The sequence below is a fragment of the Sphingobacterium sp. KH_072 genome (assembly GCF_057837975.1).
The window spans coordinates 3,036,868-3,056,638 of record NZ_CM174457.1; the positions used below are offsets into that span (position 1 = coordinate 3,036,868).

20 protein-coding genes are annotated in these 19,771 nt (G+C 41.2%); 11 read left to right on the forward strand and 9 right to left on the reverse strand.

Going from position 1 to position 19,771, the window contains the following annotated elements:
• Positions 1–345: 345 nt before the first annotated feature.
• Positions 346–1,338, forward strand: a complete 993-nt coding sequence (locus tag AC3IRT_RS13640) for a beta-ketoacyl-ACP synthase III (RefSeq protein WP_489393765.1) — start codon at positions 346–348, stop codon at positions 1,336–1,338.
• Positions 1,339–1,740: 402 nt separating this feature from the next.
• Here AC3IRT_RS13640 and AC3IRT_RS13645 read toward each other — a convergent pair whose 3' ends face one another.
• Positions 1,741–2,031: a zinc metalloprotease gene (locus AC3IRT_RS13645; RefSeq protein WP_489393766.1), complete on the reverse strand. Its 291-nt coding sequence runs from the start codon at positions 2,029–2,031 to the stop codon at positions 1,741–1,743.
• 1,412 nt (positions 2,032–3,443) lie between these two features.
• Between AC3IRT_RS13645 and AC3IRT_RS13650 the strand changes: the two genes are divergently transcribed.
• Both AC3IRT_RS13650 and AC3IRT_RS13655 read left to right on the forward strand, forming a co-directional pair.
• Positions 3,444–4,610 (forward strand): metallophosphoesterase family protein, encoded by a 1,167-nt coding sequence (locus AC3IRT_RS13650; protein ID WP_489393767.1) that lies wholly within the window; start codon positions 3,444–3,446, stop codon positions 4,608–4,610.
• A gap of 643 nt (positions 4,611–5,253) precedes the next feature.
• The gene (locus AC3IRT_RS13655) at positions 5,254–5,928 is read left to right on the forward strand and encodes a YiiX/YebB-like N1pC/P60 family cysteine hydrolase (protein ID WP_489393768.1); all 675 of its coding nucleotides are present in this window, start codon (positions 5,254–5,256) and stop codon (positions 5,926–5,928) included.
• Positions 5,929–5,957: 29 nt separating this feature from the next.
• Here AC3IRT_RS13655 and AC3IRT_RS13660 read toward each other — a convergent pair whose 3' ends face one another.
• Positions 5,958–6,860, reverse strand: a complete 903-nt coding sequence (locus tag AC3IRT_RS13660) for a TIGR01777 family oxidoreductase (protein ID WP_489393769.1) — start codon at positions 6,858–6,860, stop codon at positions 5,958–5,960.
• Positions 6,861–7,005: 145 nt separating this feature from the next.
• On the reverse strand, positions 7,006–9,276 hold the full coding sequence (gene katG / locus AC3IRT_RS13665; protein WP_489393770.1) for a catalase/peroxidase HPI: 2,271 nt from the start codon (positions 9,274–9,276) through the stop codon (positions 7,006–7,008).
• Positions 9,277–9,482: 206 nt separating this feature from the next.
• Between katG and AC3IRT_RS13670 the strand changes: the two genes are divergently transcribed.
• The 4 genes from AC3IRT_RS13670 to AC3IRT_RS13685 all read left to right on the forward strand — a co-directional run bounded on the left by AC3IRT_RS13670 (position 9,483) and on the right by AC3IRT_RS13685 (position 12,482).
• Positions 9,483–10,616, forward strand: coding sequence for an NYN domain-containing protein (locus AC3IRT_RS13670; protein WP_489393771.1), 1,134 nt, complete (start codon positions 9,483–9,485; stop codon positions 10,614–10,616).
• Positions 10,617–11,049: 433 nt separating this feature from the next.
• Positions 11,050–11,847 (forward strand): response regulator transcription factor, encoded by a 798-nt coding sequence (locus tag AC3IRT_RS13675; protein WP_489393772.1) that lies wholly within the window; start codon positions 11,050–11,052, stop codon positions 11,845–11,847.
• A 71-nt stretch (positions 11,848–11,918) separates the two neighbouring features.
• Positions 11,919–12,275: a diacylglycerol kinase family protein gene (locus AC3IRT_RS13680; protein ID WP_489393773.1), complete on the forward strand. Its 357-nt coding sequence runs from the start codon at positions 11,919–11,921 to the stop codon at positions 12,273–12,275.
• 36 nt (positions 12,276–12,311) lie between these two features.
• Positions 12,312–12,482 (forward strand): hypothetical protein, encoded by a 171-nt coding sequence (locus tag AC3IRT_RS13685; RefSeq protein ID WP_489393774.1) that lies wholly within the window; start codon positions 12,312–12,314, stop codon positions 12,480–12,482.
• A gap of 170 nt (positions 12,483–12,652) precedes the next feature.
• Here the strand turns inward: AC3IRT_RS13685 and AC3IRT_RS13690 are convergent, their stop codons facing one another.
• From AC3IRT_RS13690 to AC3IRT_RS13705, 4 genes are all read right to left on the reverse strand, one after another.
• A complete protein-coding gene (locus AC3IRT_RS13690; RefSeq protein ID WP_489393775.1) occupies positions 12,653–12,916 on the reverse strand; it encodes a hypothetical protein in 264 nt (87 codons plus the stop codon).
• Entirely contained in the window at positions 12,889–13,752 is an 864-nt protein-coding gene (locus tag AC3IRT_RS13695; protein WP_489393776.1) for an aromatic amino acid hydroxylase, read from the reverse strand. Before AC3IRT_RS13695 ends, AC3IRT_RS13690 begins: the two co-directional genes overlap by 28 nt.
• 152 nt (positions 13,753–13,904) lie before the next feature.
• Positions 13,905–14,387, reverse strand: a complete 483-nt coding sequence (locus tag AC3IRT_RS13700) for a glutathione peroxidase (RefSeq protein WP_489393777.1) — start codon at positions 14,385–14,387, stop codon at positions 13,905–13,907.
• Positions 14,388–14,476: 89 nt separating this feature from the next.
• On the reverse strand, positions 14,477–14,983 hold the full coding sequence (locus tag AC3IRT_RS13705) for a pyridoxamine 5'-phosphate oxidase family protein (RefSeq protein WP_489393778.1): 507 nt from the start codon (positions 14,981–14,983) through the stop codon (positions 14,477–14,479).
• A gap of 119 nt (positions 14,984–15,102) precedes the next feature.
• On the opposite strand from AC3IRT_RS13705, the gene AC3IRT_RS13710 reads away from it, so the two are divergent.
• Complete coding sequence (locus AC3IRT_RS13710) at positions 15,103–15,390, forward strand: hypothetical protein (RefSeq protein ID WP_489393779.1); 288 nt, start codon at positions 15,103–15,105, stop codon at positions 15,388–15,390.
• A 57-nt stretch (positions 15,391–15,447) separates the two neighbouring features.
• Here the strand turns inward: AC3IRT_RS13710 and AC3IRT_RS13715 are convergent, their stop codons facing one another.
• Positions 15,448–15,927 carry a copper resistance protein NlpE gene (locus tag AC3IRT_RS13715; protein WP_489393780.1) on the reverse strand — a complete coding sequence of 160 codons (480 nt, stop codon included), beginning with the start codon at positions 15,925–15,927 and terminating at the stop codon, positions 15,448–15,450.
• Positions 15,928–16,020: 93 nt separating this feature from the next.
• On the reverse strand, positions 16,021–16,686 hold the full coding sequence (locus tag AC3IRT_RS13720; RefSeq protein ID WP_489393781.1) for a metal-dependent transcriptional regulator: 666 nt from the start codon (positions 16,684–16,686) through the stop codon (positions 16,021–16,023).
• A gap of 210 nt (positions 16,687–16,896) precedes the next feature.
• On the opposite strand from AC3IRT_RS13720, the gene AC3IRT_RS13725 reads away from it, so the two are divergent.
• Genes AC3IRT_RS13725 through AC3IRT_RS13735 form a run of 3 tightly spaced genes read left to right on the forward strand, consistent with a single transcriptional unit; the run spans position 16,897 to position 19,769 of the window.
• On the forward strand, positions 16,897–18,093 hold the full coding sequence (locus AC3IRT_RS13725) for a di-heme oxidoredictase family protein (RefSeq protein ID WP_489393782.1): 1,197 nt from the start codon (positions 16,897–16,899) through the stop codon (positions 18,091–18,093).
• Position 18,094: 1 nt separating this feature from the next.
• Positions 18,095–18,541: a QcrA and Rieske domain-containing protein gene (locus AC3IRT_RS13730; RefSeq protein ID WP_489393783.1), complete on the forward strand. Its 447-nt coding sequence runs from the start codon at positions 18,095–18,097 to the stop codon at positions 18,539–18,541.
• Positions 18,534–19,769, forward strand: coding sequence for a hypothetical protein (locus tag AC3IRT_RS13735; RefSeq protein ID WP_489393784.1), 1,236 nt, complete (start codon positions 18,534–18,536; stop codon positions 19,767–19,769). The genes AC3IRT_RS13730 and AC3IRT_RS13735 overlap by 8 nt, the downstream gene beginning before the upstream one ends.
• Positions 19,770–19,771 lie beyond the last annotated feature (2 nt).

The window sequence follows — 19,771 nt, forward strand, 5'->3', positions numbered from 1 at the left end:
AAATATGTCTATCGAGACAATATCTATCGCTAATTCGTCACTTTGAGATAATAGTTCGTGTACGATTGATAGCTAAATGCTGAAATCCACCATACAAAATTACCGTAAAACAGTAGTAAACAAGCCATAATACTAGATTACAAGTCGTTTGACGTAGAAAAAAATAACTTACGATTTACAATAACTTTTCACGATATTTGCATGTATTTTTGCACAGGCAAGTAAGTATGCACTTCCTTAATAGTTGAGATGATAACGCATACTAAACACTCGAAGAGATTTGCGTCACAAAAATCGATAACTATACAAGAATAAACGTTTACAGGAGAGATACAGTTGCAGAGCATGTACAATAGACAATACGCTTCGATCACAGCGATAGGTGGTTACCTTCCCCAACAAGTAAGAACAAATCATGATTTGGAGCTAGCATGTGCTACATCCGACGAGTGGATTGTAAAACGTACTGGAATAAAAGAACGACGCATTTTAGAGAAAGATCTAGCTACTTCGGATATGGCTGTGGCTGCTATACGTAATATGGTTACCGAGTACAAACGCAATATCCACGATATTGATGCGATATTAGTCGCCACCTCTACGCCCGATATGCTGATGCCAGCCACCGCTAATTTGATTGCTGAGAAATTAGGCTTGACCAATATTTGGGCTTTTGACGTGAATGCCGCCTGTTCTGGTTTTCTGTATGCGTTGGATCTGGGAGCATCTTTGGTGGAAACCAATCGTTACAGAAATGTCGTGGTCGTTGGTGCGGACAACATTAGCTCTTTCGTTAATATTGAAGATAGATCTACCAATATCCTTTTTGGAGATGGAGCTGGAGTCGTGTGGCTTGAGCCATCTCAGGAAGAAGGCATCATGGATGCTTTCTTGCAAAGCAATGGGACTGGCAAAGATTATTTGAACATTGAGGCCGGTGGCTCATTGTATCCATTTAATGGCGATGTAATCATTGAAAATGAAAGAAAATACATTCGTCAGGACGGTAAGGTAGTTTTTAAACAAGCGATTCAGTCTATGAGCGACGCCTGTAAACATGTCTTGAGCAGAAATAATCTGACTGTGGAAGATGTGCGCTGGTTGGTACCACACCAAGCGAACAAACGTATCATTGACGCGGTAGGTAAAGAAATAAATATGGAAGAAGGTAAAACACTTTCTAACATCGAATACTTAGGAAATACCATTGCGGCTACCATCCCACTTTGTATTTGGGAAAATGTAAAGAAATTGAATAAAGGTGATTTGGTGATGCTCACTGCTTTCGGCGCTGGATTCTCTTGGGGAGCAAGTTTGCTTCGCTGGATGATTGAGTAATGATATAATACATCTTGCGATCTTCGCAGATACATAAAAAACATACAGGAACGGTGCAAAGTTTTCAACTTTGCACCGTTTTTTATCTATTTGAATTCATTTAAAATGGATACAGGATACCTGCCAATTCCTTATCACCTTCCGATAACGTCGTGTTATTAGGCGTGTTTGTCGTTTGGTTGATCAGTCTTCCCAAAATAGAATAATGCATGATAGAATACTGATCATAGTCATTAAAGGTTGTTTGTGCAACACTGTATCTATTTAATAGATTTATATATACTTGTTGTCTAGTCCAAAAATTGGGCGCGCCCCTGTAATATTCATATACAAAGTCTCGATCCCAATCTAAGTTTGCTTCCGGATGTTGTTGTTCATGTATAAAGCCTAGGGCATGACCAACTAATGAATGGTGGTACGGCTAAATTCATCTTCTGGGGTATTGTTATTAAACCATCCGAAATTCATTGTTTCTAGACTTTGGGGAATACGTAGCGCATCTCTCCCCAAGTAAGAATAAGATCCCGCATCCGCTACAAATGAAACACGTAATGTACCCGTGTTACCAGTAATAAAATCGGACTTAATATTGTCGTGTTCTTCCCATTTTTTAGCGTAAAATATTACTCGCTCTCGCACAAAGTCACTTCCACCAATAAAGTTAATTGTAATAACTTGTCCTCTAGGCCACACTCTTGACGTTAATGCTGCACCCTTCTTGGATCTGTATTATTAATCCACCGTCACGACGCGACACGCTTCTGCACGCGCATCCCTATTTGCTATAGTCCACTACAGTACACTTAGTTATGCCATCATTAAAAATCTCCGACTCCCCGTCAGACACCTCTTTCTGACACGAAATAGCAAAAATAGACGAAAGCATTATCACTCCCGACCTGCTCAAAATACTCGATTTTTTAGTCATGATATTATTAGTTAGTATGTGAAATTGCATATGTAATTTCTATTCAATTAACAATACACACTTAAAAAAACAACAACCATCTTTATTAAGCTATAAATTTATGAACATAGCGCAAAAAGTTTATTTAAAATTGCATTGGCTAAATAGATATTTTATGCGTACAGAGGTGTCCATATATCGTAAATAAAATCAATGATTGTTTCAAAACCTTGATTTATTTTGTAATAGTACCATTTTTGACTACATCTTTGGCAGATTTATTCAATTTTTTGGTACAATCCATTAGTAAGACCAAGATCCTAAAACACGTTGATTGTTTGTATAACGGTAATTGTTTCAAAAACGGGATACATGTTATGACACAATACAGGAACGGCGCAAAATTTTCAACTTTGCACCGTTTTTTTTATCTATGTGAATTCTTTCCTTCAAAATGGATAGAAGGTACCTGCCAATCACTTAGTGTCATCAAAACAAGGAAGTTTTGACGATTGCACTCTGAGCTTGGTTAACTACCCTTTCTCACATAGGATAATACAAATTAGAACATTTATCGTAGGCATTGTAGGTCATGTTTGTAACAGCAGATTTGCTTAGCGAATGGCTATATCTGCTTCCTGCTCCGAAAAGCAAGGTCACTGTCAAAGATATTATAGACAAATAGCACTACTACATCGACCAAAAAACAAAATTTTACTCGATGATACACACGCTACTAACCACTATAAATTATTATGTTTTGTAGCATACTCTTATTCATTTAGAATGTGTAGCGTTAATTTCTATTCACATATTTAGATAACTAAGCAATGCGCTATAGACAGTGATCTAGACTAATCTAGATATAAATAATTAATAAAATATCTCTAAGGTGAATTTATTTATAAAAAAATAAAATGAATTTTAAAATATTTAGTGTTTCATTTTTAGGCGTTTACATTCAAAAAGCTTCTTAATAGCTCATAGAGTAGTACTTTATTGAGAAATTTATACAGCAAAATATTTCACAATTATTTAACACAGAAAATAGTGATGTGGATCCTTATGTAACGTACATTTGTAATATCAAAAATTTAGGTTTATAATTGGTTAGTAAAGATTTTCATTCTCCCCGTTTGAAAATCTTTCTTTTTTCCAATGTATTATATACCTTAAAACCATAGAACAAATTGGTAATATGTCAAATTCAACAAAATATACTTCACCCGTCCTATTAAATAGAGTGGTAAATGATGCACACAATTTCAAAATCTTACCTAAACCTTCGGGAATATACCCTTTTAAGCTAAAATTAAGCAAGCTACTACCTACCAAACAAATCGAAAAACTACAAGAATCGATGACTTTTCATTTAGTAGGTGATACGGGCAGCGCAAGACACTCTCCATTCCAATCTGTACTAGCTGCTAGCATCAATGCACACCGTAGGGAGAGCGAAGATGCGCCTGCTTTTCTCTATCATTTGGGAGATGTGGTGTACAATCATGGTGAGGCTTCCGAGTATTACAGCCAATTCTTATCGCATTACGATCAATATGATGCTCCTATATTTGCTATACCAGGAAATCACGATGGAGATATTAATCCCTTAGTAGAGCCGTACGAAAGTTTAGAAGCATTTACGCATGTTTTTTGTAGTAAAGAACAAACACCTATTCGTTTTGGTCAGAATAGCAAACGACTGACAGGAACGCAACCACATGTGTATTGGACATTAGAAACACCATTAGCGCGTATTATTGGCCTTTATGGAAATATCAATAAGCATGGGATGATCGATGACACACAAAAAACTTGGTTCAAAGAAGAACTGAAACGCGGTAAAGCGCATCCTGATAAGCAAGCATTAATAATCTGCCTGCATCATGCACCCTATTCTGCAGATAGCAACCACGGTTCTAGCACACCGATGATTGAGCTTTTGGATGAAGCTTTTGAAGAAATGAACATCCTGCCAGACGCCGTGTTTAGCGGACATGTACATAATTACCAGCGATTTGTAAAACATTACCCAAATAAGGATGTACCTTATATTGTAGCTGGAGCCGGAGGCTATGCCGATCTGCACCAAGTGGCTACACATACTGACCCCACCGTCGCTCCCCTTGCTACAAAATATGGAAAAGTGGAACTAGAAAGCTATTGCGACACCCGTTTTGGATTTCTTGCGCTTACTATTCAGAAATTGGTCGGAAGTGATGACTTGAAAATTTCGGGATCCTATTTCGCATTAACCGGAGCATTCGATGGCAATGAGGCACCAGAATGTGTGGATAGCTTTTCGTTTAAAGTACAACATGATGTGGCGGAAATGCAGCTACAAAATCATGCTCCGCACCAATAGACCCAGCAAGTATTATTATGCAGACATAATAGATTTCAGAAAGTTAGAAAGCTGCCATAGAGATATTTTCTCATATAGCAGTTTAGCAAAATAACTTTGCTAAAACTATTTAGTCAATGTATTTGAGAATAAATAAAAATAATAATTGATGTTTACACCTATATTATGTATCTTTGTGTATTCATAATTTTAGGTTAATAATTGGTTAGTTTAAAGACTTTCAGCCTCCCCGGTTGAAAGTCTTTTTTCATGCTTACTATTTGACAATTCAATTAAAAAAAATCATAGAAATCGAATAATAACTTCGTAGCAGTCGCGTTAATTACTTAGAGAAAAATTATTGGCATGCTTGTTGCAACTATGCGACTGAGCTTGATTAAGGGCGCCTTAATCAAGCTCACAAAAGAGACACTATCACACCAACTATAAAAGAAGGTGATCGCCCCGCGGTCACCTCTCTTTGCTTTATAGCCTGTGGTTATTGAATGATCATGTTTTGTGTTTTAAATAGGTTTCCTTTGAAGCTGCCTTCGCCATTTACTGCTCCTCCCACAACGACGAAAAGAGACGTCTTTTCAAAAACAAAGAATGGAAGCAAAGGCAATCCATCATTATGTGTATAGAAATACCGATATTTGAAGCTATGAATAGAACAAATTATCGTAAACTATTCCTACTGATTTGCTGTGTAGGACTGTTCATTACCACGACATCAACAGCATTCGGACAATCGAAAACTATTCCGCAAACTCCAGATATCATCTTACAAAATGGTGATTTACTGTTTGTCAGTGCTTCTACGCTCAACCTATCTGGCGCTATAGATCGCGTCACGCAAACTAGTGCCAAAACAGCCTATGACCACGTAGCATTGATCGAAGTGTCACAAGATTCCATTTTTATACTACATGCGAATACCAAAACTGGATCTCTGCGAGAACCACTAGAAGTATTCTTGACCAATAATGCCGCTGACAATCACAAGTATGCTGTGTATCGGTTAAAAACGGCTTATCAGTCTGCCATACCCAAAGCCCTGTTGCAAGCTAAAAAATGGCTGGGTCGCCCTTACAACTTCACTTACATACTCGACGATGACAGCTTATATTGCTCGGACTTTATAGAGCGAATTTTCCGCGACGATCACATCTTCACTTTGGAACCTATGACTTTCATCGATCCAGCTACCCAACAAACGGATACCTTTTGGAAAAGTTATTATCAGAAAATAAATCTAGAAGTACCCGAGGGGTTACCAGGTTGCAACCCCAATGGACTTGCCGCTAGTGACAAATTAGAATATATCGGACAATGGTAGTAAGCACCTGCAGCCCATCAAAAAACGTTTTATAAATGATCTAACGTTGGATGAAGAAACGTAAAGCCTGTATCTTCTGCTTTCTTAGACGATACTGGAGCATTCTTTAATAATTCTTGCGACAACTCGCCCAAGCCAATTTTAAGCGCAAATGCGGGTATAGGCATTCCAATCGAAAAACTCGACGTCTTTTTCAATAGTTTTTTAGTCAACGCAGCTTGCTGTTCGGGCTTTGGCGCAACCGCATTCAGCGCACCTGATATTGCAGGAGTAACCGCAGCAAAGGTATATAGACGAAGTAAATCTTCCAGACTGACCCAGCTAAACACTTGCTTACCGCTACCAAATCGCGGCGCTACGCGAAGGGCAAATGCTTTCTTCATTTCTTTCCACATGCCACCATCAGGGTGCAAGACCAATCCCGTACGAATCCAAACAGTTCGTACATGGGTAGCAGCTAATGGTTTGGCCGCTGCTTCCCATGCCGCACATACATGCGCCAAGAAATCATTCGCCGCCGGATCTTCTTCAACGAAAGCGCGATCCGTAGCAGCTTCGCCATACCAGCCAATTGCAGAGGCCGACACGAAGGTCTTCACATCCTTTCCTATTGTCTTGATCCAATCAACTAATAATTTGGTACTATGCGTACGACTTTCAAACAGCACTTTCTTGCGTTCTTTCGTCCAACGTTTCTCGGCAATACTTGCGCCTGCCAGATGAATGATGGTATCAATGTCATGCGGCACATCGGGAGAAATAAAATCCTTTTGCACATTCCAAAGGCAATAACGAACGCGCGATTGCTCTTTCCGATATTTCTCATCTCGAATTAGTACGGTAATCTGTACATCATGAAATGCGTTTAAAAGATGGTTCACCAACTTAGTGCCTATAAAACCGGTTCCACCGGATATGAGAATGTTTTTCATCTGTAGAAGTTATCTATGTAAGACGCCTGTCTGTACCCAGCACAACAGTCAATCGCATACAATTGTTCTGCTCGGTATTAGTAGCTCTGCTACGAAAAAAGGCGCAGCAAAATGCCGCGCCTTCTAACTTACAAAATTGAAACAGTTAATCGAACCGATCCGCATGCATAATTTTAGTCCATGCTTTAGCAAAATCCTGCACAAATTTATGTTGCGCATCGGCACTGCCGTATACCTCGGCGATGGCGCGGAGTTCGGCATTAGAACCAAATACTAAATCTGCTCGGCTAGCCGTCCACCTCACATCTCCACCAGAACGATCACGTCCTTCGTAGCGTTGTTTATCTGCCGAAACGGCTTTCCACTCGGTCTTCATATCCAACAAGTTCACGAAGAAATCATTGGTAAGCTTACCTAGATTGGCCGTAAAAACACCATCAGCATTTCCATCGTAGTTGGCACCCAACACACGTAAACCACCGATTAGCACGGAAAGTTCTGGACTAGTAAGACCAAGCAATTGCGCTCTATCTACCAACAATTCTTCTTGCGAAGCGCTATACTGTTTTGGATGATAATTTCTGAAACCATCTGCGATTGGCTCCAAATACTCGAAAGATTCTACATCGGTTTGTTCCTGCGTAGCATCCATACGTCCTGGTCGGAAAGGAATTTGAAGCGAATGGTCGCTAGCTTGTTCCACCGCAGCGTCACCAGCTAGCACGATCAAATCGGCGAGCGATATCTTTTTACCGTCCGATTGTGTTTGCTGGAAAGATGCTTGTATCTCTTCTAATTTAGACAACACCTTTTGCAGTTGAGCTGGATTGTTCACTTCCCAATCTTTCTGAGGCGCTAGGCGAATGCGTGCACCATTGGCACCGCCACGTTTATCGGATCCACGGAAAGTAGAGGCCGAGGCCCAAGCCGTACTTACGAGTTCTGCTGTGGATAAACCAGATTGCAGTATTTGCTTTTTCAGCTCTGCTATATCTTGATCATTCACCAGTGGGTGATCTACTGCTGGAATAGGATCTTGCCACAATAAAACCTCTTCTGGAACTTCTGGTCCGAGATACAATTCACGCGGCCCCATATCGCGGTGCGTTAACTTAAACCACGCGCGGGAGAAGGCATCTGCAAATTCATCTGGGTTTTCAAAAAATCTTCTGGAAATCTTCTCATACTCCGGATCGAAGCGCAACGATAAATCGGTGGTTAACATCGTTGGTGCATGCTTTTTGCCTTCTATAAAAGCATCCGGAATAATATCTCCAGCATCTTTCGCCACCCACTGGTGTGCTCCAGCAGGGCTCTTCGTCAATTCCCACTCAAAATTGAATAGATTTTCGAAGAAATTATTTCCCCATTTCGTAGGTGTCGTGGTCCACGTTACTTCGAGTCCACTGGTGATGGTATCGCCCGCATTACCCGATCCAAAGCTATTCTGCCAGCCTAGACCTTGTAATTCCAATCCTGCAGCTTCTGGTTCTTTGCCCACGTGGTCATCTGCCGGTGCAGCACCATGTGTTTTACCAAAAGTATGTCCGCCAGCAATCAAAGCGACGGTTTCTTCGTCATTCATTGCCATTCGGTCAAATGTGTCGCGAATATCTTTGGCGGCAAGAATAGGATCAGGATTACCATCTGGTCCTTCTGGATTTACATAAATTAAGCCCATTTGTACCGCAGCCAATGGTTTTTCGAGATTGCGAGAATGCACATCGCCATCGGCATCATCGTCGGATACGACGACGCCATGTTTTTTGTCGGCACCATCGGAACCGTGTCCGTAGCGCAGATCTCCACCTAACCACGTGGTTTCTGATCCCCAATACACATCTTCTTCCGATTCCCACACATCCGCGCGACCGCCAGCAAATCCAAAGGTTTGTAATCCCATAGATTCTAGCGCGACATTACCAGTTAGGATCAATAAATCTGCCCATGAAATGTTGCGCCCATATTTTTGTTTGATAGGCCACAACAGACGACGTGCTTTATCTAAGCTAACATTATCTGGCCAGCTATTTAAAGGTGCAAAACGTTGCTGCCCAGCACCAGCACCACCACGCCCATCACCGACACGATACGTGCCGGCACTATGCCAAGCCATGCGGATAAAAAGTGGGCCATAATGGCCGAAATCTGCTGGCCACCAATCTTGCGAATCGGTCATCAAAGCGTGCAAATCTTGTTTGACGGTTTCAAGATCCAAACTATTGAAAGCATCGGCATAATTAAAATCTGGATCCATCGGATCCGACAGCTTGGAGTGCTGTCTCAAAATGTTTAATTTCAATTGTTTTGGCCACCAGTCTTTATTCCCAGTACCGTTACCGGCGACCTCTTGTTTAATCTCCCCATTACCATTATGAAATGGGCATTTTCCTAAATCGTTCGATTCTTTTTCCATTCTTAATAACGTATGATTTAATAATTTTTACCTCTTCTACTCCTCAATCTTCATAAAGATATGATATTATGTAAATTAATGAAAATCAATTAACTCAATAGTATTATAGCTAAAAACTATTCATTTATCGTATTGTAGCGGACTTAGCTTGCAGGTTATCGCATTTACGACTACCTTTAATCGCACTTACACTTGAGCAGTACATCATGGCGGATCGCAAAGACCAAAAAATAGCAATGCTGATAGACGCAGACAATGTGTCTTATAAAAAAATAGAAGAAATCCTGAATGAGGTGAACCGCTACGGCGTACCTTCCATCAAGCGGATATATGGCGATTGGACCAGTCCATTTGTAGAAAATTGGAAATCTAGTTTGCTTACGCATGCGATCACGCCCATACAACAATATAGCTACACACAGGGCAAAAACTCGACCGACTCGGCGTTGATTATTGATGCGATGGATATCCTCCATTCGGATCGTGTCGACGGATTTTGCATAGTATCTAGCGATAGTGATTTTACCAGACTGGCTACGCGCCTGCGCGAATCCGGAAAACTGGTGATCGGTATCGGTGAGCGGAAAACGCCGAAGCCTTTTATTGCATCCTGTGATAAATTTATCTATGTAGAGATTCTGGATCATAAGTCTGCTTCGAAGAAGAAAGCAACAGAAAATACTAACAACGCTCCAGCGGCTGGTACGAAAGCGACTCCCCGTCCAGCAGCAAAAGAAAGCACACCACTGGATGATGACACTTTATTGTTATTGAAAGATACGGTAGACGATACAGCGGACGAAAGCGGATGGGCATTTTTGGGAGAAATTGGGAATCTCATCATCAAACGAAAACCAGACTTCGATGCTCGAAATTACGGCTTCGAAAAGATTTCGCATCTATTCAAATCTCGTAAGACAGATTTTGAAGTCGATGAGCGCACCACAGAAAAATCGAAGAACAAGTTGTATTATGTACGCAATATCTTGACGAACGAAGCAATAGCGGAAACACCGGTAATCGCAGCAACTCCAGTAGCAGAAACTGCGGTAGAAGAAGTGACCTTGCCTTCGCCCGGCAATAAGATCACTGCGGATGACGTACGGAAAAATCAGATTCGAATTACGAAAGATCTTAAATCTCTATTCCCAACACGCACGCGCAAAATCTCCATTATCATTCAAGACAAGTTTGAATGCACATTCTCACATCGCAGAGATCGCTCGCATGTGTTGAATCTTGGAAAGGATGCGGCGACACAATTAGGACTAGCAGAAGAAACGCATTATTTGGTGCAGAAGATAAATGACACCACGTACAAGCTATCAAAAACCACGTAGTAGCCGTTTGGATGTTAAAAAAAGTTAATCAAAGCCAATGATTGTACTATTTCAAAAATACCGCCGTTCTATAGGCAGTAGTAATTTTTTCATAATAGGTTAATAATTGGTTAGTTAGTAAGAAGTCCTGAAGTTCCCCACTTCAGGACTTCTTTTTTTACCGTAAGTGGCTGAAATCAGCCTAATTAAATCTTCGCGGCAAATACCCGTTTTATGAGATTTATTGAAACAAAAGCGCTAAATATTCAAATTTCTTATAGCTGGCATAAATATTGTTTCATTCACAGTGTTTGGTTAATAATTGGTTTGTCGAAAGTCTTGAAACTCCCATTTCAGGACTTTCTTTTTTTTGTAACGATTTCCCCTAACCTTGCTAAGCGGCATAAGCAATTACAGAATTTTGATATATTTGTTGTAGCTACCTTATAAATCTATGATAAATTCGATGCATCCTACCGAGGCAACCATCGTAATTGCCGACGACCATCAAGACATATTAGACTTTATCGCCGAAGATCTCGAAGAACATTACCGTGTGGTAAAAATGACGAACGGTCAAGAAGCTTTGGCGTACATCAAACTGTATCCAGTAGATCTTATCGTGAGTGATGTAATGATGCCAGTGATGGATGGCTATGAGCTGTGCACAGCGATCAAAGATGATTTGCAGTACAGTCATATTCCGTTTATCATGCTGACGGCCAAGAACAGTCTGCAATCGAAAATTGAGGGATTGGAATACGGTGCGGATGCTTATATCGAAAAACCATTCTCGCCTAACTTTCTGCAAGCGCAGATCACCAGCTTGCTACGCAACCGAAAATCGCTGCGTGCACATTACGATGCTACACCGTCTGCGCCTATTGATATAGAGACAGAGGAGACTGCCGATCAGCTTTTTTTAAAAAAATTGAATGCATTGATTTTAGAAAACATGTCTGAGCAAAGTTTATGTGTAGATATGCTGGCCGAGAGAATGTGCATGAGCAGGCCGACTTTGTACCGCAAAATTAAGGCGCTTTCGGATTTATCACCCAATGAATTAATCAACATCACCAGATTAAAGAAAGCCGCGCAGCTATTGACCAATCAGGAATTTAAAGTGTACGAGATTGCCAATAAATTGGGTTTCAGTACACCTTCCCATTTCACTCGCAACTTTCAAAAGCAATTTGGCATCAGCCCGAAGGAGTTTATTGGCAAAGTAAAAAAGTCGGCTACGCCGTCCTAATTTAAAATCCGTACATTTTTAGCGCTTCGCAAATAGTACCTATCTTAGTCCAACGCTTAAACAGTTATCGAATGAAACGGCTAATTGAAAGTTTTCAACATGCAGGACAAGGGTTGCGCACCGTATTACGAAGTGAAACCAATTTTCGGATACATCTGGCGGCGAGCTTTTTGGTAATAATCCTCGGATATGTCTTCGAAATAGCAACCTTGGAATGGGTGGCTATCGTACTAAGCATCGGACTGGTGATGAGTATGGAAAGCCTTAATTCTGCAGTAGAATATCTGGCCGACTTCGTTTCTCCGGAAAGGCATGCGCAGATTAAAAAGGTGAAAGATGCAGCAGCAGCTGCCGTACTCCTTACCGCGCTGACTGCCGCCGTAGTCGGTTTATGCATCTTTGCCCCAAAGATTTGGAAACTCTTCTAATGCTAGCCAGTTTTTAGCTAATTCAGCATCGTGATTTTGCAGGAACCGTTCCAAGTGGATGGATTCATTCTGTTCGCGCAACGCGCGTATAGCGGCATACAACTGTATTTGGTGTTGCCGATCCTCATTTTCAGGGCGATACTTGTTTTGTGCTGCGATACGCTGATCTTAGATTCGAAGGCAGACTTATCGGCTGCGCCGGAATAGACAGATATAATTTGCTCCCTACTGCCATATCGTACCTCGCCCAACTCGGTTTGAAATAAATTTCTCCAGTCCTATTATCTTCCACGGTACAATCCGTAAAACTAAGCAAGCACAACTTGGTTTCGTGAAAAACTTGATCAAGTAACCTACCATGCACCGCCACGCCAGACTCAAATTGTATTTCCACGATCTGCCAAATCCTGGGATCCACAATCTTCCAAAGGTATTTCCCAGCCCGTGACTGCACCTGTCGGACTTCCAAACCCATCCGCATGTTGCACTTTGCCATGGCCACTCACTTGTTGATCTTCAATTGCTAGTGCAGTAGGGCCAATCGTACGAATGTAGAATAGCTGATACTTCCTTTCCCACTCGTTGAAATGTGCACGAAACTTGTAATCCAGAGCTATAGACGATCGTACAGGTATTGCCACTGTCGATCGCCAGATCCACACCAGACTGACTTACCTCCAACTCGAAAAGCCATGGTATCTGCAAATTCATCTAGTATCTTTCGGAGATATTCAAAATCGGGCGTCACGAACAATTGAGGTTGTGCTGTGGTGATATCATAACTGTACTGCAAGGTATCGGTCGTGTAATCCAGCTTTGGCACAGCAGGATGCATGCAGCTGGCGCATTCGCCAATAGACGATAATAATCCAGCACCGTAAATTTTTGGATTTTCTACCGTACCGATTAGGCCATATGCTACCGTCCACCAATGCAATCTACTCAACAAGGCCATTTCCGATAGTTCGCCCATATTCTGCTGAATATCGACCAAGGCAGATTCTGCGACAATCAGGTCATCCTTTGTCACATCGGAGCGTTCCTTTAATATGGAGAGATAGCGAATGACTTCATACAATTGGAAATCTTGCGCTGAAAACATGGCTTTGCTACCAATCTCCCCTAAGTACTGTAAGTAAGCGGCATACTCCAGTTCACCAATAATGGGCGCGTGGCCAGAAGATTCATGGATTATATCGGGCGTCGGTGTATATTCTATATGCTCAAGTTGGCGAATATCTGCTGCAATCACCAATACACTATGCGCTTGGAACTCCATAAATGCCGAAGGAGGAATAAATCCACCCACGGTTACCGCTCCCCAATCTATTTGCGATAGGCAATCATTCATCGCCTGTAAATCTGGATTCCGCTCAACAGACAATCCGGCATTGCGTAAACCTGGAATGCTGGAATGTAGGGATAATACGCCACGTCTTTTAGATACGCATAATTTTGGCGCATGACATAGCGCCACACGGCCTGATCTACGGCAGAATATCGACCAAGTTTTGCAGCACTACAAATTGTCTGAGATACGCTGGCAAGGCATCTAGCACGGAATTGTGATACGTTTCCATCTACAACTGGTTATACCTCAAACCTAGGTATTATTAACTCAATTGTAAATTAAATTCCTAATAGTTTTCGAATCGTATCCTCTAACTTCTCTGGTTTGGTAATTGGCGAAAAACGCTTAACAGGCTTCCCATTTTTATCTACTAGAAATTTGGTGAAGTTCCATTTGATGCGCGAACCTAAAAAGCCAGAAAGTTCTTTTTTGAGGTATTGAAACACTGGGTTCGTATTTTCTCCATTGACATCAGACTTCTCTAGCAACTGAAAGGTAACACCATGATTGATCTGGCATGTTGCTTCCATGCTTTCATTGGTCTCCGGCTCTTGATTACGAAATTGATCGGAAGGAAAGCCGAGTACCACCAAACCTTGCTGACTGTACTTCTGATGCAGTAATTCTAATCCTTCAAATTGCGGCGCTAAACCACATTTCGTGGCAGTATTCACGATCAACACGACTTTTCCGCGTAGGTCATCCATTGGCAATTTCTCCCCATTGGGCTTATTAGCACTTAAATCATAAAATGTATCCATCACGTTCAGTTTTAATGAAAAGAGCCAGATATCACATAACATGGATGGTCTGGCTCTTTAATTTTGACAATAAATGTCGGAAAATTCTTTTAGATATTCAGATCGCCTTGGCGTCCTACATCTTTCTTAGCACCGGTAACTGCGCTAGCAGCAACTTTAAAGAAAGTGACCAGCTTATTGGATTTATTATCCCAATAATGTGCCTCACTTGGCACAACGCGTAGCACACGAATGCGTGGATCTTCTTTTCCTTTTTCAAACCAACCTTCGATCATCTTATTCCAGTATTTGTCAATACGTTCTTGATCTCTGGATATTTCTGAGTGTCCGTTGATGCTCAAGAAGCTGTAGTTGCTTACATCCGAATATAACAAACTGACCTGATCGTTGGATTCTAGGTGCGTGTGGGTATCACTTTCGGACGAAAATAAAAACCAGATATTGCCAGATTCGTCTACCTCTTGTCTACTCATCGGCACGGCATGCACATAGCTACCAGTTGTGGGATAACTACCCAACATCCCGATATCAATTTTGTCCACTAGTTCTTTTAGTTTATCTATAGCTTCTTGGTTGTGAAGATTTTCTGTACTCATAGCAAATATGTTTATTTTATAAGATAACAGTTGGGATTCGCAATTGTTGGGATACAGTTGAAAAAATCAAAACTGGGAAATGGTTGTTTATTCTTTAGTATACAGTAAACCTAGAAAACATGACTCAAGAAGAAGCATTAAAAAAAGGCAAAGCCTATTATCAGGATCGCATAGCTGGCAATAGTATAGAGGAAGAAAAGGGATTTCACCTCGTGGAAGAAAATGAAGAATATTCCATATTTCTAGACAACAATACCGCAGATATATCTGACCCAGCTTTACTCTCGATAAGTGATGCCGATGGGCACGAAAAGTTTATGGAGCGGTATCAACAAATTGAGCAGAACAGCTCCTATTGTGAAACAATCGGATCAAGTACCTACCGGGTATGTGCTATCCCAAAATAAATGACAACAAAAAGGGCACATCGTGATGCGCCCTTTTTTTATTGATGTAGATAAACGTTATTCCACTGGCAATTCTGCCTCTTTAATCTTATTCAAGACATAGTGTTCAGCTAGATTAGAGGTAATCTCTTTCTGATCTGCATCTAATTGCTTCAAATTATCTTTACCGATCTTGAATTTTAGATTTACATTCGTTCCTTTCAAGTGTGCAACTTTGCCACCGTCATGCCACATGATTCTTCCGTTGTCATCCACTTTTTGATCGCGATCTTCGTAATCTTGTGTGATGCGAAACGTATCATTGTTGTTGAGCACTACCGTGGTTTTGATACCTGGACAATCTGCGCAAGGCACAACGCCCTCGTATGTGCCAGGCCAATCGCCTACAGTTTCCGCAATTGGTGCTGCTCCGTCTTCGGTGGCAGAAGCCTCGGTTGATTCTGCGGCCTCTGCCGCGTCACCTGCATTTTCTGTCTTGGACTGCCCGCATCCTGTTAAGATGGCTATACCTAATAAATAACTAAAAATGTATTTCATATCCGTTCTATTTTCTGCTATGTTTTACAAATTCCTTGCCATAAGATTATAACGAAATGTATTTTGGGAGATCAGCAGGCAAATTACCTGTTATTAAACGATGATCTGATCTTTCACCAAAAGTTTATCACAAACTTTACTGCTCAACAGTTCATTTTTTTTGTCGTTGTACGATACAGACATCGTTCCGTCAAAACTTTCTACAAATTCTATATGCAAAATAGTTCCTAGCGGCAATAATTTACTGTTTAGATAATTAAGCAGATCCGTAGAAGAATCTCCAACAGCCATAAATTGCACTTGATCGCCCGCTTTATAATCGCTCAGCTTTTGATAATTCTCTACCGTCACATGACCATGGAGATCTGGTATGGGTGAACCATGCGGATCCACATTTGGATAGCCCAGTAATTCATCCATCTTATCGAAAAAAGCAGGCGATTGGATATGCTCAATCTGTTCGGCAATTGCATGCACTTCTTCCCATCCTAACCCCATTTTTTCTACGAGATACATTTCTGTTAGCCGATGTTTCCGGATAATAAGGGCGGCTTCTTTTTTGCCCTTTTCAGACAATTTGATGGGTTTGTAGCTTTCGTGGATCACCAATTTCTTCTCAGAAAGACGTCTCATCATACTATTTGCGGTAGGCAATTTAACTTTTAAGTGCTTACTGAGATCCGAAATATTAACTTCTCCTGTACTATGAGAGAGGTAAAACAATGCTTTAAGGTAGTTTTCTTCTGTTACAGAAATCATAGTTCGAATGTACAAAATATTAGACTAATCTAACATATTTATAAATAAAAATTTGTTAGACTGATATAACTTTTTAACTTTACAAATCTAACAATGCTATTGTTTTCTTTTAGTAGTGCTTTAGACTGCTTAATTATTAAAGCGATCGCCTCCATTCGCTAGCAGACCGAGAAGAAAAACACTTTTTTTTTAAGATTAATAATTAGAACGATGAGAAAATCACACATCGTAATTGGAGTTATTATGGCTCTGATTATCGGGGTTCAGTCTTGCGAAAGGTTTGAACCCAAATTACCTCCAGAGAACAGTTTACTAGACGGCGCTATAGATGGACTCAATTTCGCGGAAATGCGGCTTTTTTTGGATGGCGATCAGACTTTTGAGGAAGTTTTCACCATCGAGAAGGGTCTTGGGCCTTTGTTTGTATCAAACAGTTGCGTGAGTTGTCATGCTGGAGATGGTAAGGGAAATCCTTTTAGTACAGTTACTCGCTTCGGTCAGATCGATGCAACTGGCAATCAGTTTTTACATTTAGGTGGGCCGCAGCTGCAAAACAGAGCGATCCCTGGATATCAGCCAGAGGTTTTACCTGCTGGAGCGACGTATACGCGTCTCACACCTCCTGCTGTGACAGGAATGGGATTTCTAGAATTTGTACCAGACGCGGTGTTGCTCTCCATGGCTGACCCAGAAGATTTAGATGGTGATGGCATCACTGGTCGCGTAAATTGGGTGAATATCCCTTCTTTCATTAGGCCTAGAAGTGAAAGCATTTCAAAAGAAGGAAAATACATTGGGCGTTTTGGAAAAAAGGCGAGCGTATATGATTTGCTTCAACAGACCGTAAGTGCATTCTCCGAAGACATGGGAATTTCTTCTTTCTATAATCCAATTGACCTTTTTTCAGGTATTCCAATTGATCCAGAAATTGCCACACAGAAAGTGAATAATGTCAGCTTTTATCTGCAAACCTTAAAAGCTCCCGTTGCCCGTAATCAAAATGATCCGGAAGTCATGCGAGGCAAAGCATTGTTTACGCAGATTTCCTGTTCTAGCTGCCACACACCTCAATTAAAGACCGGCAATGCACCCATTGAAGCATTGGCGTTTCAAGAATTCTATCCTTATACCGACCTGCTTCTGCACGATATGGGACCAGAACTCGATGATGGCTATACCGAAGGATCAGCAAAAACGGCTGAATGGCGAACTCCTCCACTTTGGGGGCTTGGACTTTCTCCAGATTCTCAAGGTGGGCGCTATTTCTTGATGCACGATGGCAGAGCCAACAGTATCGAACAAGCGATAGAACTACACGGTGGAGAAGCTACTCGGATTCGCCAAAACTATCGGAGTCTTTCACCCGGCGAAAAAGAATCATTGATCAAATTCTTAAAATCACTATAAGATGCAAAGAAAGCAATTTATCAAGCACTGCGGTTTTGCATGTGCTGGCGCGACATTAGGAATGGTATTTTTAAATGGTTGTGCCTCGAGCAAAACAGTGACCGGAAAGATTGTTGATACAGATCTTGTCATTTCGACAGACAACTTCTTGTTGGAAAAATCAGCACAATCTACTTACCGGAAATACATTATTGTAGCGCATGATCAGCTACGATACCCGATTTATGTATACCGATTCTCGGACAATGAATACTTCGCTTCATTCATGCAATGCACGCATCAAGGTGCCGAGCTTCAAGCATTTGGAGATCGGCTCCAATGCCCAGCGCACGACAGCGAATTTAACTACAAGGGCGAAGTGCTCAATGGTCCTGCCAACGAAAGTTTAAGATCATTCCCCGTCGTTATTGACAACAACCTACTTAAAATATCGCTAAAACATGTCTAAAATATTTTACTTAATACTCCTTGTAGGGCTGTATGTACCATCGTTATTACAGGCTCAAATAGATTCTTCTTTGTTCAAAAGAGTAGAAAACAAAGATTCGCTCAAAAACACAATGAACATGGATGCTGTATACAACAGGCCAATGTTATTTGCTGGAAGATTACCTGTTTCCATCGGTGGTTATATGGAGGCCAACTGGCAGCATATTGGCGTTGATGGCGTAAGCGAAGGCCACCAATTCCAATTCCGAAGATTTACTATTTTCATGGCATCCACCATTAGCAAACGCATTAAATTTATGAGTGAACTGGAGTTTGAAGATGGTACTCGAGAGATTAGTATTGAATTTGCAGCATTAGATATGGAATTTGATCCTTTACTCAACTTACGTGGTGGTATTATTTTAAATCCAATCGGATCATTTAACCAAAATCATGACGGACCGAAATGGGAATTTACTGATCGTCCGATCTCAGCTACCCAGATGCTACCCGCCACGTGGAGCAATGCAGGCTTTGGCTTGTATGGTAAACGATATAGCAATGATTGGATGTTTGGTTATGAGGCATATATTTCGGGAGGTTTTGATAACACCATTATTAATAATGAACAAGGAAAAACCTACCTCCCGGCTACCAAATCTAACGCTGACCGTTTTGAAGAAAGCCTGACCGGCCACCCACTATACTCTGGAAAACTCGCCGTTCGAAACAATAAAATTGGCGAACTTGGTGTCTCTGATATGGGTGGCGTATACAATCGATATATGGATGAAGGCGAGCAGATCGATGACAAAAGGGCATTACACGTTTTCGCGGTAGATTTCAATACAACTCTTCCACGGCTCAATACATTCATTACTGGAGAGTGGGCTTGGATAAATTTGCAAGTCCCCGAAAACTATATCCAAACTTATGGAAACAGGCAATATGGCGGATTTGTAGATATTGTGCAACCGCTATTGCAACGCAGACTCTTGGGCTGGGACAATGCTTCGATTAACCTCGCTTGCCGATTAGAATATGTGGATTGGAATGTCGGGAAAGTGCAAGAAACAGGGGATAACATTGGTGAAGATTTGTGGAGTATCGTCGGCGGCTTAAGTTTTCGACCGAATTCTCTCACAATACTAAGGTTGAATTATCGCCATCAGCGCAGTCGTGATTTTCTAGCAAATCCTCCTGTATTGCTGGGCGGTTTTAGCTTTGGTATTTCGACCTATTTTTGAAG